The sequence below is a fragment of the Azospirillum mesophilum genome (assembly GCF_053470405.2).
In genome coordinates, this window is the sequence record NZ_JBPXMQ020000045.1 from 1 (window position 1) to 13,702 (window position 13,702).

Annotated in this window: 15 protein-coding genes; 13 read left to right on the forward strand and 2 right to left on the reverse strand. The window is 69.5% G+C overall.

Annotated features, from left to right (window positions below; translation table 11 throughout):
• The 3 genes from ACSVC7_RS27520 to ACSVC7_RS27530 form a co-directional block, all read left to right on the forward strand.
• Positions 1 to 232, forward strand: a 232-nt coding sequence (locus tag ACSVC7_RS27520) for an electron transfer flavoprotein subunit alpha/FixB family protein (RefSeq protein ID WP_483508894.1), incomplete at its 5' end; no start/stop codon positions are given.
• A gap of 41 nt (positions 233 to 273) precedes the next feature.
• Positions 274 to 1,152 carry a 3-hydroxybutyryl-CoA dehydrogenase gene (locus tag ACSVC7_RS27525; protein WP_448206376.1) on the forward strand — a complete coding sequence of 293 codons (879 nt, stop codon included), beginning with the start codon at positions 274 to 276 and terminating at the stop codon, positions 1,150 to 1,152.
• A 134-nt stretch (positions 1,153 to 1,286) separates the two neighbouring features.
• Complete coding sequence (locus tag ACSVC7_RS27530) at positions 1,287 to 1,862, forward strand: DUF4142 domain-containing protein (protein ID WP_448206375.1); 576 nt, start codon at positions 1,287 to 1,289, stop codon at positions 1,860 to 1,862.
• A 43-nt stretch (positions 1,863 to 1,905) separates the two neighbouring features.
• On the opposite strand, the gene ACSVC7_RS27535 is transcribed toward ACSVC7_RS27530, so the two are convergent.
• Positions 1,906 to 2,523 carry a TlpA family protein disulfide reductase gene (locus ACSVC7_RS27535; protein WP_448206374.1) on the reverse strand — a complete coding sequence of 206 codons (618 nt, stop codon included), beginning with the start codon at positions 2,521 to 2,523 and terminating at the stop codon, positions 1,906 to 1,908.
• 72 nt (positions 2,524 to 2,595) lie between these two features.
• Between ACSVC7_RS27535 and argH the strand changes: the two genes are divergently transcribed.
• The 5 genes from argH (at position 2,596) to ACSVC7_RS27560 (ending at position 8,726) form a co-directional block, all read left to right on the forward strand.
• Positions 2,596 to 4,035 (forward strand): argininosuccinate lyase, encoded by a 1,440-nt coding sequence (argH, locus tag ACSVC7_RS27540; RefSeq protein ID WP_448206373.1) that lies wholly within the window; start codon positions 2,596 to 2,598, stop codon positions 4,033 to 4,035.
• Entirely contained in the window at positions 4,032 to 4,232 is a 201-nt protein-coding gene (locus ACSVC7_RS27545) for a hypothetical protein (RefSeq protein WP_448206372.1), read from the forward strand. The genes argH and ACSVC7_RS27545 overlap by 4 nt, the downstream gene beginning before the upstream one ends.
• On the forward strand, positions 4,229 to 5,494 hold the full coding sequence (gene lysA / locus ACSVC7_RS27550) for a diaminopimelate decarboxylase (RefSeq protein ID WP_448206371.1): 1,266 nt from the start codon (positions 4,229 to 4,231) through the stop codon (positions 5,492 to 5,494). The genes ACSVC7_RS27545 and lysA overlap by 4 nt, the downstream gene beginning before the upstream one ends.
• 110 nt (positions 5,495 to 5,604) lie before the next feature.
• Complete coding sequence (locus tag ACSVC7_RS27555; protein WP_448206370.1) at positions 5,605 to 6,048, forward strand: bacteriohemerythrin; 444 nt, start codon at positions 5,605 to 5,607, stop codon at positions 6,046 to 6,048.
• A gap of 71 nt (positions 6,049 to 6,119) precedes the next feature.
• Entirely contained in the window at positions 6,120 to 8,726 is a 2,607-nt protein-coding gene (locus ACSVC7_RS27560; RefSeq protein ID WP_448206369.1) for a TIGR02302 family protein, read from the forward strand.
• 58 nt (positions 8,727 to 8,784) lie between these two features.
• Here ACSVC7_RS27560 and ACSVC7_RS27565 read toward each other — a convergent pair whose 3' ends face one another.
• A complete protein-coding gene (locus ACSVC7_RS27565) occupies positions 8,785 to 9,435 on the reverse strand; it encodes a zinc-ribbon domain-containing protein (protein ID WP_448206368.1) in 651 nt (216 codons plus the stop codon).
• 211 nt (positions 9,436 to 9,646) lie between these two features.
• Here ACSVC7_RS27565 and ftsE point away from each other — a divergent pair, with 211 nt between their 5' ends.
• From ftsE to ACSVC7_RS27590, 5 genes are read left to right on the forward strand one after another with little or no spacing between them, the layout of a single operon-like run.
• Positions 9,647 to 10,327 (forward strand): cell division ATP-binding protein FtsE, encoded by a 681-nt coding sequence (ftsE, locus tag ACSVC7_RS27570; RefSeq protein ID WP_448206367.1) that lies wholly within the window; start codon positions 9,647 to 9,649, stop codon positions 10,325 to 10,327.
• A gap of 19 nt (positions 10,328 to 10,346) precedes the next feature.
• Entirely contained in the window at positions 10,347 to 11,240 is an 894-nt protein-coding gene (locus ACSVC7_RS27575; RefSeq protein WP_448206366.1) for a cell division protein FtsX, read from the forward strand.
• A gap of 36 nt (positions 11,241 to 11,276) precedes the next feature.
• Positions 11,277 to 11,918, forward strand: a complete 642-nt coding sequence (locus tag ACSVC7_RS27580) for a YdcF family protein (RefSeq protein ID WP_448206365.1) — start codon at positions 11,277 to 11,279, stop codon at positions 11,916 to 11,918.
• Positions 11,919 to 11,930: 12 nt separating this feature from the next.
• On the forward strand, positions 11,931 to 12,716 hold the full coding sequence (locus tag ACSVC7_RS27585) for a lysophospholipid acyltransferase family protein (RefSeq protein ID WP_483508898.1): 786 nt from the start codon (positions 11,931 to 11,933) through the stop codon (positions 12,714 to 12,716).
• 6 nt (positions 12,717 to 12,722) lie between these two features.
• Entirely contained in the window at positions 12,723 to 13,697 is a 975-nt protein-coding gene (locus ACSVC7_RS27590; RefSeq protein WP_448206363.1) for an alpha/beta hydrolase family protein, read from the forward strand.
• Positions 13,698 to 13,702 lie beyond the last annotated feature (5 nt).

Genomic DNA, 13,702 nt, shown 5'->3' on the forward strand with positions numbered 1-13,702 from the left:
CAACGACTACCAAGTCGGGCAAACCGGCAAGATCGTGGCGCCTGAGCTGTACATCGCCGTCGGCATCTCCGGTGCCATCCAGCACCTCGCCGGCATGAAGGACAGCAAGGTCATCGTCGCGATCAACAAGGACGAGGAAGCACCCATCTTCCAGGTCGCGGATTACGGTCTCGTCGCCGACCTCTTCAAGGCGGTGCCGGAACTGACGTCCGAGCTGGACAAGGCGCGTTAAGTCGGTCCTGTCCCCAACCAACCTTGCGCGGGAAAGTTCTTATGTCCACGATCAAGAAGATTGGCATCATCGGTGCCGGCCAGATGGGCAGCGGTATCGCCCATGTCTGCGCCCAGGCGGGCTATGAGGTGATCATCTCCGACATCAGCGAGGAGATCCTTCAGAAGGCGGTCGCTGGCATCTCCAAGAACATGGACCGCCAGGTCCAGAAGGGGAAAATGGCGGAGGCCGACAAGGCCGCTGCCATCGCCCGCATCTCGACCGGCGCCGACCTGTCGGTGTTCGCCGACGCCGACCTCGTGATCGAGGCCGCGACCGAGAACGAGGCGCTGAAGCGCGAGATCTTCAAGAAGCTCGTCCCGAACCTGAAGCCGGAGGCTCTGGTCGCGACGAACACCTCGTCGATTTCCATCACCCGTCTGGCCGCGTCGACCGACCGTCCGTCGAAGTTCATGGGCATGCACTTCATGAACCCGGTGCCGGTGATGCAGCTCGTCGAGCTGATCCGCGGCATCGCGACCGACGAGGCGACCTTCAACGCCATCGCCGAGCTGACCGCCAACATCGGCAAGACCGCGGCCGTGGCCGAGGATTTCCCGGCCTTCATCGTCAACCGCATCCTGCTTCCGATGATCAACGAGGCGGTCTACACCCTGTATGAGGGCGTGGGCGGCGTTCACGCCATCGACACCGCGCTGAAGCTGGGCGCCAACCACCCGATGGGTCCGCTGGAACTGGCCGACTTCATCGGCCTGGACACCTGCCTTGCGGTCATGCAGGTCCTCTACGAGGGTCTGGCCGACAGCAAGTACCGTCCCTGCCCGCTGCTGGTGAAGTATGTCGAGGCCGGCTGGGTCGGCCGCAAGGTGGGCCGCGGCTTCTACGACTACTCCAAGAACCCGCCGGTCCCGACCCGCTAACGGTCGTTCCGAAAGGATCGCAAAACACGAGCCCGCCCCGGGAAGCCAGGGCGGGCTCGTGCTTTTTCGGAACCGCCGTGCTTGCGCTCTGTTCGTCTCCCTGGGGATTGGGCGGTTCCGGGGAGGGACGGACGATGCGGCGCGCTTTCGTTGCGGTGGTTGTGCTGGCCTCCATGGGCGGGTCGGCCCTGGCCCAGCAGCCCCTTCCCCTCTCCCGGCAAGATTTATCCCGGCAGGAGCGCAACTTCATCATCGAGGCTCTGGCCGACAGCATGGCGGAGCGGGCGCTCGGCAAGCTTGCCCAGGACCGGGCGGAAACCGACAGCGTGCGCGGTTTCGCCCGCCGCGCCGTGGACGACCACGGGCGGGTGGCGCAACAGCTGGCGGGCATGGCCGAGCGCCACGACATTCCCATCCCGCAAGAGCTGAACACGACCGCCCGCTCCCACATGGCGAGCCTGCGCGACACGCCCGACGGCGCCTTCGACCGCCGCTACATCGCCGCGGAGGAGGAAACCCACGCCCGCGCCATCAAGCTGTTCGAGGCGCAGGCCGAACGCGACGGCGAAACGGCGGATTTCGCCCGCGACACGCTTCCCATGCTGCACGCCCATTTCGAGGACGCCCGCGCCATCGCCGCCGAACTGTCCCGCCGCCCCGGCCCCCCGCAGACCCAGGCCCCGCCGGCCACGTCGGGAAGTTCGGAGTAGGACTCTCAGCCCCCTCGCCCGCCTCCGGCGGGAGAGGGGGAAATCACCCACCCGTTTTCACCACGCCGCCGTGATCGCGCGCCGGGGCGCCGTTGCGGCCCATGTGCTTGCGCAGGAAGGCCACGACCTCCGGCGAGTCCCATTCCACGGCGCCCTCGATGCGGCCAAGCTCCCGCCCCTCCTGGTCCACCAGCAAGGTGGTCGGCAGGCCGCGCAGGGACAGCGCCTGCATGCTGGCGCTCCCCGGATCGAGGTAGAGGGCGAGGTTCTTGACGCCGATCTTGCGGAAGAAGGGCTCCACCTGATCCTTGCCGCCCCGGTCGACCGACAGCGCCACCACCTGGAAGCCCGGCCCGCCGAGTTGCGCCTGCAGGCGGTCCAGCGCCGGCATTTCCTTCACGCAGGGCGCGCACCACGTCGCCCACAGGTTCAGCAGCACCAGCTTGTCCTTGAACTCGGCAAGGTCGACGCGGCGCCCCTCCCCGTCCACGAAGGACAGGGGCGGCAGCGGCTTCGGCGCCTCCGTCGAGCGGTACTTGTCGAGGCCGACCGGCAAAGATCCCCCACCGGAGGCCTTGTCCGGCTGGTTCAGCATGGTCACGGGCGGGGCCGACGGTCCGGCCAGCGCGGCCCACAGGCCGGCGCCCGCCAGAAGGCTCACACAAAAGATTGCGGTGGCCGCCAAAGTCCGCATACTCACGCTTCCCGTCCTCCCACCCGTATTGTGCCCGTCATGAGCGCCGAACAGTCCAAGCCGCCCGCCGAGAATACGGCTACTCCCGGGGCCACCCCCGCCGCCAGCCAGATGTGGGGCGGCCGTTTCGCCCGCGGCCCCGCCGCCATCATGGAGAAGATCAACGCCTCCATCGGCTTCGACAAGCGTCTGGCCGATCAGGACATTGCCGGCTCCAAGGCGCACGCCGCCATGCTGGCCCGCCAGGGCATCATAACCCAGGCCGACGCCGACGCCATCCGCGACGGGCTCGACCGCGTCAAGCAAGAGATCGACTCCGGCGCCTTCACCTTCAAGGTGGAACTGGAAGACATCCACATGAACGTGGAAGCCCGGCTGGCCGAGCTGATCGGGGAGCCGGCCAAGCGCCTGCACACCGGCCGGTCGCGCAACGACCAGGTGGCGACCGACTTCAAGCTGTGGGTGCGCGACGCGCTCGACCGGGCGGAGCAGGGGCTGAAGGCGCTCCAGGCCGCGCTGATCGACCTCGCGGAGAAGCACACCGACACGGTAATGCCGGGCTTCACGCACCTCCAGGCGGCGCAGCCGGTCAGCTTCGGGCACCATCTGCTGGCCTATGTGGAGATGTTCGGGCGCGACCGCGGCCGCTTCCGCGACGCCCGCGCGCGGCTGAACGAGTGCCCGCTGGGCTCCGCCGCGCTGGCCGGCACGCCCTACCCCATCGACCGCTTCATGACGGCGGAGGCGCTGGGCTTCGACCGGCCGACGGCGAATTCGCTGGACGCCGTGTCCGACCGCGACTTCGCGCTGGAGTATCTGGCCGCCGGCAGCATTTGCGCCATGCACCTCTCCCGCTTCGCGGAAGAGATCGTGCTGTGGTGCTCCGCCCAGTTCCGCTTCATCAAGCTGACGGACGCCTTCACCACCGGCTCCTCCATCATGCCGCAGAAGAAGAACCCCGACGCGGCGGAGCTTGTGCGCGCCAAGGCCGGGCGCGTCATCGGCAGCCTGAACAGCCTGCTGGTCGCCATGAAGGGCCTGCCGCTGGCCTATTCCAAGGACATGCAGGAGGACAAGGAGCCGGTCTTCGAGGCCGACGACACGCTGGCGCTGTGCATCGCCGCCATGGAAGGCATGGTCCGCGACATGCAGCCGAACGTCCCGGCCCTGCGCGAGGCGACGGACCGCGGCTTCCTGAACGCCACCGATCTCGCCGACTGGCTGGTGCGGGAGCTGAACATGCCCTTCCGCGAGGCGCACCACGTCACCGGCCGTGCCGTGAAGGCGGCGGAGGACCGGCGCGTCGGCCTGACCGACCTGACGCTGGCCGAGCTTCAGGCCATCGAACCGCGCATCACCGAGGCCGTCTACCCGGCGCTGAGCATCGAGGCGTCGCTGGACAGCCGCCGCAGCTTCGGCGGCGCCTCCCCCGTCCGCGTGCGCGAGGCCGTCAAGGCGGCCCGGGAGCGTTTCCTGTGAGCCGCCTCGTCCTCCTGGCCGCCGTCGCGGCGACCGCCCTGACCCTGGCGGGCTGCGGCAAGAAGCCGGGCTACGTCGATCCGCCCCAGGGGGTGGAGAACGACAAGTTCCCGCGTCCCTACCCGAATTCGAAGACCGACCCGAAGCCCGGCAATGCGGCGTCGGGCCAGTCTTCCTCCGGAGTCCGTTTTCCATGAGCGCCTTCGCCTACCGCAACGGCGTGCTGCACGCCGAATCCGTCCCGCTGACCCGGATCGCGGAGTCGGTCGGCACGCCCTTCTACTGCTATTCCACGGCGGCGCTGGAGGCGCACTACAGCGCCTACGCCGGGGCCTTCGCGGGCCAGGACGCCGGTGTCTGCTACGCGGTGAAGGCCAACTCCAACCTCGCCGTTATCCACACCTTCGCGCGGCTGGGCGCCGGGGCGGACGTGGTGTCGGGCGGTGAGATGCAGCGCGCGCTGGCCGGCGGCATTCCGGCCGGGCGGATCGTCTTCTCCGGTGTCGGCAAGACCCGTGCGGAGATGCGCGCCGCCCTTGAGGCCGGCATCCACCAGATCAACGTGGAATCCATCCCGGAGGCGGAGGCGCTGTCGGAGGTGGCCGCCAGCCTCGGCGTGGTCGCCCCCATCGCCTTCCGCGTCAACCCGGACGTGGACGCCAAGACCCACGCGAAGATCTCGACCGGCAAGAAAGAGAACAAGTTCGGCATCGACTACGACCATGCGCGGGAGGTCTACGCGCAGGCCGCCCGGCTGCCGGGCATCAAGCCGGTGTCGATCGCCGTGCACATCGGCTCCCAGCTCACCGATCTGGCGCCCTTCCGCGCGGCCTACGAGCGCGTCGCGGCGCTGCTGCATGTCCTGCGCGAGGACGGGCACGACATCCAGCGGCTCGACCTCGGCGGCGGGCTGGGCATCACCTACAAGAACGAGACGCCGCCCGATCTGGCCGACTACGCCGCCATGGTGCGGTCGATCACCGGCAACCTCGGCTGCCGCATCACGCTGGAGCCCGGCCGCTCGCTGGTCGGCAACGCCGGCATCCTGGTGTCGAGCGTGATCTACGTGAAGGAGGGGCTGCACCGCCGCTTCGTCATCGTGGACGCGGCGATGAACGACCTGATCCGCCCGGCGCTGTACGAGGCCTATCACGGCATCGTCCCGGTGACGGAGCCCGACACCGCCGCCCTGAAGGAGCCCTTCGACGTGGTCGGCCCGGTCTGCGAGAGCGGCGACACCTTCGCCCTGCAGCGCATGCTGCCGCCGATGGCCGCCGACGATCTGGTCGCCTTCCTGTCGGCGGGCGCCTATGGCGCCGTGATGTCCTCCAGCTACAACACCCGTCCGCTGATCCCGGAGGTGCTGGTGAACGGTGCCGACTTCGCCGTCATCCGACCCCGACCGTCGGTGGAGGAGATGCTGGCCGCGGAGCGCGTGCCGGACTGGCTGAAGGCGTAGAAGCCCGTCCCCCCACGCTCCCCGCCGCGACAGGCGGGGAGCGTGGCGGCAATTTGCCCGCGCAATCCCACCTGCCAAATCCCCCGGATCGGGCGTATGATGGTTCGGTTATGAACCAACCGGTGGAGACCGTCATGGACTGGGATGCGGCTTACGCGATCGGGCAGAGCGCGGTGGACGCGGACCATCAGCGGCTCTTCGAGCTGTTCAACCAGTTCAGCGCGGCCATCACCGCCGGGGAAACGCGGGAGTCGGCGAACCGCTTCCTGCGCGAGCTGGCGGACTATTCCGAATATCATTTCAGGCGCGAGGAAGGGCTGATGCGCGCGTCCGCATACCCGGACCTCGCCAAGCACAAGGTCCAGCACGACACCTTCGCGGCCTTCGTGCGCAAGCAGTCCACCACGGGCGACCACGACCGGGAGGAGGTGCAATTCCTCCAGAACTATGTCGAGATGTGGCTGTGCGGCCATATTTTGGTCATGGACAAGTGGTTCGGTGAATGGCTCGACGGTCAGGCCGCGAAAAACGGCGTGGCCGAGCCTATATCCTGACAACGCCCCGGCCGCCGCTCCCTTACGGCCGGTGCCATGTGGACCGGACTGTGGCGGGACGGGAGTGCGGCATGAGCGACAGCAACGACGGTTTCCGATTCCCCCTGCGCAAGGACTCCGCCCCGGAGACGCGCTCGGCGGCCGAGCCGCGCGTCCGCCTCTGGCAGGCGCGCGCCGCGCTGCTGTGGGAACGGCTGTGGCCCGCCGTCTGGGCACCCGTCGCCATCGCCGGCGCCTTCGTCGCGCTCGCTTTCCTGAACCTGCTGCCGCTTCTGCCCGGCTGGCTGCACGCCACCGTCCTGCTGCTGATCGCCGCCGCCTTCGGCTGGACGCTGTGGCGCGGCCTGCGCGGCTTCCGCATGCCCGGCGAGGACGCCGCCCGCCGCCGGCTGGAGCGCGACAGCGGCCTGCCCCACCGTCCGCTGCACGTCCTGCGCGACAAGCCTTCGGGCAACGACCCGGTGGCGGCCGAACTGTGGCGCCTGCACCAGGAGCGGATGCGCGCCGCCATGCGGTCCCTGCGCGTCGCCTGGCCCCTGTCCGACATCGCCGCCCATGACCGCTACGCGCTGCGCGCGCTGGTCGTGCTGGTGCTGATCGCCGCCGGTGGCGCAACCTGGGGCGACTGGAGCCCGCGCATCGCCGCCGCCCTCAGCCCGCGCTTCGGTGGCACGGGCGGCGTGTCCGTCGCGGCGCTCGACCTGTGGATCACGCCGCCGGACTACACCGGCCTGCCGCCCATCTTCCTGAAGTCGGCCAACGCCGCCCACGCGCCGAACCTGCCGAACCCCGTGCCGGTGCCGAAGGGCAGCCTCGTGCTCGCCCGCGTCACCGGCGGCAGCGGCACGCCCTCACTGGAGGCCGGCGACAAGACCGCCAGCTTCGAGGCGGTGGACTCCTCCACCTTCCAGGTCCAGCACCCGATCGAGGCAGGCAACCGCATCGCCGTCAGCCAGGGCTCGCGCACGCTGGGTTCCTGGCCGGTGCAGATCGTTCCGGACGCGCCGCCGACCGTCGCCTACGCCAGCCCGCCCAGCAAGGGGGAGCGCGGGGCGCTGCGCCTGGACTACACCGCGCACGACGACTATGGGCTGGCCGAGGTGAAGGGCGTCATCCGGCTGGCCGTGCCGGAGGGCGAGGCCCCGACGCTGGACCGCAAGCCCCTGGAACTGCCGCTGGCCCTGCCCGGCGTGCATCCGAAGGACGCGCACAACGCCGGCTTCCACGACCTGACAGCGCATCCCTGGGCGGGGCTGAACGTCAATGTCCGCCTGACCGCCACCGACGGCGCCGGCCAGACCGGCAGCACGGAAGACGTGGCGATGGTCCTGCCGGAGCGCCCGTTCAACAACCCCGTCGCCCGCGGCATCGTGGAGGAGCGCAAGAAGCTGACCCTGCGCCCCAAGGAGGCGCGCGTGGAGGTCGCCCGCAAGCTGGCCGAGCTGTCGTCGCGCCCAGGCCAGTTCGGCGGCGACATCGTGGCCTTCCTGGCGCTGCGCACCTCGGTCGGGCGGCTGCTGCTGGACGAGCAGGCGGAATCCATCCCGGCGGTGCAGCAGCTCCTGTGGGAGACCGCGCTGCGCATCGAGGACGGCGGCCTGTCGCTGGCCGAACGCGACCTGCGCGACGCCGAACGCCGGCTGGCCGAGGCGCTGGAGAAGGGCGCCTCCGACCAGGAACTGAAGCAGCTGATGGACGAACTCCAGGCCGCGCTCGACAAGTTCATGGAGGCCATGGAGCAGCAGATGCGCGAGGCGCTGGCCCGCGGCGAGCAGATCCCCATGGTGCCGCCGGAGATGGCCGACCGCATGATGGACCGGCAGGACCTCCAGCAGATGCTCGACCAGATGCGGCAGATGGCGGAGACCGGCGCCCGCGACGCCGCGCGCCAGATGCTCTCGCAGCTCCAGCAGATGATGGAGAACATGCGCTCCGGCGCCATGGCGCAGATGCAGCAGGGCGGACAGAACGAAGCGTGGCAGATGATGCGCGAGCTTCAGGAGCTTGCGCAGCAGCAGCAGAACCTGCTCGACCAGACCTTCCGCCAGTCGCAGGACCAGATGGGCCAGCAGCAGGGGCAGCCCCAGGCCGGTCAGAACCCGAACCAGGGTCCGCGCGGCCGCCAGGGACGCCAGCAGCAGGGGCAACAGGGCCAGCAAGGGCAATCCGGCAGCCCGCTGATGCAGCAGCAGGCCGCCCAGCAGGAAGCGCTGCGCCGCCAGCTCGGCGAACTGATGCGTCGCCTGGGCGAGCAGCAGGGCGACATCCCGCGCCCGCTCGGCCGGGCGGAACGCGCCATGCGCGACGCGGGTCAGGCGCTCCAGCAGGGGCAGCCGGGCAACGCCGTGCCCTCGCAGACCCAGGCCATGGACGAGCTTCAGCAGGGCATGCAGAGCTACGCCGAGCAACTCATGCAGCAGATGATGGGCCAGCAGGGTCCGGCCATGATGGGGCAGCAGCAGGGTCAGCAGCAGCAACGCCAGGGCCGCAACCGCGACCCGCTGGGCCGCCGCCCCTCCGGCTACGGCTCCTACGACGGCAACGACGTGAAGATCCCGGAGGAGGCGGAACTCCAGCGCGCCCGCGAAATCCTCGACGAACTGCGCCGCCGCTCCGGCCAATACAGCCGCCCGCAAATGGAACGGGAATACATCGAGCGTCTGCTGAAGCAGTTTTGAAACCTGAGCCCAGTCCCCTCGCCCATCTCCGCTGGAAGCGGGCGAGGGGATCCCAACTTTACCCGCCCTGGAAGGTGATCATCACCTCGAAGACCGGGCCGGGGTCGCGCTGGATGTCGCGGAAGGTGGCGATCTCGCCGGGGAGGATCTGGGCGGGCGAGGCTTCGATGGTCCAGCTCTTGACCGGCTTACGGTCCTGGCCCAGCGACACGGCGAGCACCGGCGGCACCGTCCGCATCACGTCGGACACGTTGATGATCTGCCCGTCCACGACCAGCACGGGCGTGCCGTTGTCGGTCTTCTGTTCGGAGCGGACGTTCTGGATCTGCAACCCCGTGCCGGGCGGGTCCACCGGCAGGCCGATGGTCTCGTAGAACAGGGCGGCCGGCGGCCAGAGATGCACGATCAGGCCGCGCGCCGCGAAACCGGCCGCCCCCAGCGCCAGCAGCACCGCCGCGAACGCACCCCAGCCGATCAGCGCGCGCTTTCGCGCCACCTTGTCCATCGGCGCCTTCTTCGCCACCGACGGTGCAGAGGCGGTCTGGCGGATCTCCGTCACGTCGTCGCCGAGGGAAAAATCCGGCTCGTCATCCGCGGTCTGCACCCAAGTGTGGCCGCATTTGGCGCAGCGCACTTTTCGCCCCTGCGGTCCGACCGCCGAATCGGCCAGGGTGTACCGTGTGGCACAGGTCGGGCAGGTGATGATCATTGATGGCCGATCGTGGTCACCGAAATTGCAGAATGTCGTTATAGGTAGTCATGAGGTATGAAGCAAGGAACGCCCAAGCTTCCGTGTGGGCTTCGGCGTCCGGCCCGGCGGGATCGACGGCAGTGGACGTACCACCCGTCGCCGGTGCATTGTCCTTTCGCGCGCCGGGCGGGGTACCGCCGCGGCGCCCTGTTGCGGCTTTGGTGGGACTGTGATTCGCTTCGAGAACGTGGGCTTGCGATACGGCACCGGGCCTGAGGTGCTGCGCGACATCAGCTTCACCCTGCCGCCCGGCTCCTTCCATTTCATGACCGGGGCGAGCGGGGCGGGCAAATCGTCGCTGCTGAAGCTGATGTACCTCGCGCACCGTCCCTCGCGCGGGCTGATCACCGTGTTCGGCTCCGACGTGGCCCGGTTGAAGCGGGCGGACCTGCCGGAACTGCGCCGCCAGATCGGCGTGGTGTTCCAGGACTTCGCGCTGCTCAACCACCTCTCCGCGCTCGACAATGTTGCGCTGCCTCTGCGCATGAGCGGCGCGTCGGAGGCCGACGTGGTGGAGCACTGCACGGAAATCCTGCGCTGGGTGGGGCTGGGCAACCACCTGCACGCCCTGCCCTCCACCCTGTCGGGCGGGCAGCAGCAGCGCGTCGCCATCGCCCGCTCGGTCATCAACCGGCCGCGCCTTCTGCTGGCGGACGAGCCCACCGGCAACGTGGACGACGGCATCGGCATGCGCCTTCTGTACCTGTTCGAGGAACTGCACAAGCTGGGCACGACCGTGGTCATCGCCACCCACAACGAGGCGCTGATCCGCCGCTTCAACCACCCGCGCCTGCATCTGGAGAACGGGCGCCTGCACGTCCTTCCGGCGCAGAACGCGCGCTGGGCCTGAGGGGGAGGACCGGATCGCCATGGCCCTGCCCCTCGCCCGCAAGCGGTTCGACCTGCCGCTCGCCAAGGACCCGACGTCGCGCTTCCTCACCTGGCTGACCGCGCTGATGGTCTATCTGGCGGCGCTGGCGCTGGCCGGGGCGCTGCTCGTGTCGGACATGGCCCGGCGCTGGGACAGCGGCCTCGCGGGCGGCCTGACCGTGCAGATCGTGCCCCTGCCCGCCACGGGACCGAACTCCCTGAACGAGCGGACGGAGGCGGCGCTGACCGTCCTGCGCTCCACCCCCGGCGTCCGGACCGCCAACGCGCTGACCACCGACGACATCGGCCGCCTGCTGGAGCCCTGGCTGGGGCGCGAGGCGGCCGACCCGCTGCTGCCCATGCCCCGGCTGATCGACGTGGTCACCGACGGCCCCGTGGACACCGCCGCCCTGACACTGCGCCTGAAGTCCGCGGCCCCCGGCGCCACGCTGGACGACCATGCGGTGTGGCTGGCCGACCTGCGCAACGTCGCGGGGGCGCTGCATCTGGCCGCGCTGGCCATCGTCGCGCTGATCGGCGGGGCGGGCGTGATGGCGGTGGTCTTCGCGGTGCGTGCCGGGCTGGCGATCCACCACCATGTGGTGGAGTTGCTGCACCTGATGGGCGCCACCGACCGCTATGTCGCGCGCCAGTTCGAATCCCACGTCCTGGGCCTGACCCTGCGGGGCGGGCTGGTCGGGCTTGCGGCCGCCGTCGGGACGCTCCTCGGGATCGGCCGCGCGGCGGAGGGGCTGCGCGCCGCCCTGCTGCCCAGCATTTCCGTCGCGTCCTGGCAGTTGGCCGTGCTGGCCATCGTGCCGCTGGCGGCCTGCCTGCTGGCCGCGCTGACCGCGCGCTGGACGGTGCTGCGCACGCTGGAGTCGATGCCGTGACGCCGCCGCCCGCCACCGTCCGAAGGGTCTGAGGCCATGGCGCGCTTCTCCTCCCGGCGCGGCATGATGGCGCAGGCGCTCGGCCGGTCCGTGCTGGCGGCGCTGGTGGCGGCGCTGGTCTGGACCGGCGGGCTGGTCTGGTTCGCCGGCTCCATCCCCCGCACCCCACCCGCCCCCGACAGCCCGGAAGCCACCCGCGAAACCGACGCCATCGTCGTGCTGACGGGCGGCAGCGGGCGGCTTGGCACCGGGATGGAGCTGCTGGCCGCCGGGCGGGCGCGCAAGATGTTCATCTCCGGCGTCTACGAAGGGCTGGACATCCAGGAGTTGCTGAAGCGCTCGCGCCAGTCGCCCAGCCAGATGGAATGCTGCATCACGCTGGGCTATTCCGCCGACACCACCATCGGCAATGCCCACGAGACGGCCGACTGGCTGCGCGAGCAGGGATTCCGGTCGATCCGGCTGGTCACCGCCAACTACCACATGCGCCGCAGCCTGCTGGAGTTCCACATGGTGATCCCGGAGGTGGAGGTGGTGCCGCACCCCGTCGCCTCCCCCAACGTTCACCTGAACGACTGGTGGCTGTGGCCCGGCACGGCGAGCCTGCTGGTGACCGAATACAACAAGTACCTGCTCGCCCTGCTCCGTTACGAGCTTGAGATGCTCCTCGAATCCTGACAAGTTCCGCCGATGATCGTCCTGCGCTCCCTCGCCTTCAACATCGCGTTCCACGTCTGGACCGCGCTGATGTGCTTCGCCCTGCTGTGGATGCTCCTGCTGCCCCGGCGGGCGATGATCCGCGTCGTGAAGTGGTACCTGGGCACCGTCTATTGGCTGGAACGCACCCTCGTCGGCATCCGCTACGAGGTGCGCGGGCGGGAGCATGTGCCGGCGTCCGGCTCCTTCCTGCTGGCCGCCAAGCACCAGTCGGCGTGGGAGACGATGAAGCTCCACTTCCTCGTCGAGGATCCGGCGATCATCCTGAAGCGGGAACTGCTGTGGATCCCCATCTGGGGCTGGTACGCCGCCAAGGCGAAGATGATCCCGGTGGACCGCGGCGCGCGCGGCCGGGCCATCGCCTCGCTGGTCAAGAACGCCAAGCCGGTGCGCGACGAGGGCCGGCCCATCGTCATCTTCCCCCAGGGCACGCGCGTGGCCGCCGGCGCCTACCGCCCCTACCGCGTCGGCGTCGGCGTGCTGTACGAGCAGTTGGACATCCCCATCGTCCCGATGGCGCTGAACGCCGGCCTTTATTGGGCGCGGCACAGCTTCATCAAGCGGCCCGGCACCGTGGTCGTGGAATTCCTGCCGCCCATCCCGCCCGGCCTCGGCCGCGCCAAGGCCATGCAGGAGCTTGAGGAGCGGCTGGAGGCCGCCACCGACCGGATCGTCGTCGCGGCCGGCGGCCCGGCCACCGTCCGTCCCCAGGCGGAAACCGCCCAGCCGCCCGCCCGCGCGACAAGCCCGGCTTCCTGACCCGCCATGCGCCGGATGGCCGCTTCCCTCCTGTTCGCCGTGGTGCTGGTGGCGGCCAAGACGGGCCATTCGCAGTCGCAACCGAGCGGTGAGTTGTTCTCCAACGCCGCCGTGGTCGAGGGGATCACGATCACCCGCGAGGCCTGCGCCGCACTGGAAGCACAGGAAACCGCCGCCTGGGTGACGGTGGACGGCAAGGGGGAATGCCTGCGCTACTACGCCGCCGGACTGCGTCCGGCCCCCGGCCCGAACCCCATCGCGGCGGCTTGGATGCACGGCGACATCATGGGCTCCAAGCCGACCTCCGTGGCTCACCAGGAGGGTCTGGGCGTCGCCGCCATGATCGAGCAGGAGCGCGGGTTGGCGGAACGCTTCGGCATCCCCTTCCTCTTCCTGGCCCGACCCGGCGCCTACGGCAGTTCGGGGCGGTTCTGGACCTCCCGCAATTCGCCGCGCGAGGCGGCCTTGATGAACGCACTGCTCGATGCGCTTAAGGCTCGCTACGGGGTGCGGGAGTGGGCCCTCGGCGGACACAGCGCCGGCGGCACGCTGACGGCGGAACTGCTGGCGCGGCGTGACGATCTCCGTTGCGCGATCATCTCCTCCGGGGCACCCGCTTTTCGCGCCTATCTGGAAGCGCGCGGCCTCCATGCGGCCCTTGCGAAGCCGCAGAACTGGTTCGACCCCTACGCCTCATTGGATCGCATCAAGCGCGATCCCGAACGCCGCATTTTTGTTATCGGCGACCCACGGGAAACCAACATCCCGTTCCACACCCAGCGCTTCTATTTCGACGGATTGAAGAAGCGCGGGCACACGGCCTGGCTGGTGACGCTGGAGCGGGCGCCACCTCCGCGACACCACAGCCTTGTCGATTTCGGCGAGACCTCGCTGGGCATGTGCGGACGCGGCGACGGCACCGACCATATTCTGAAAACACTGGAAGCGATGCCGGACCAGCGCGACCGGATCAGCAATTGAAGCAC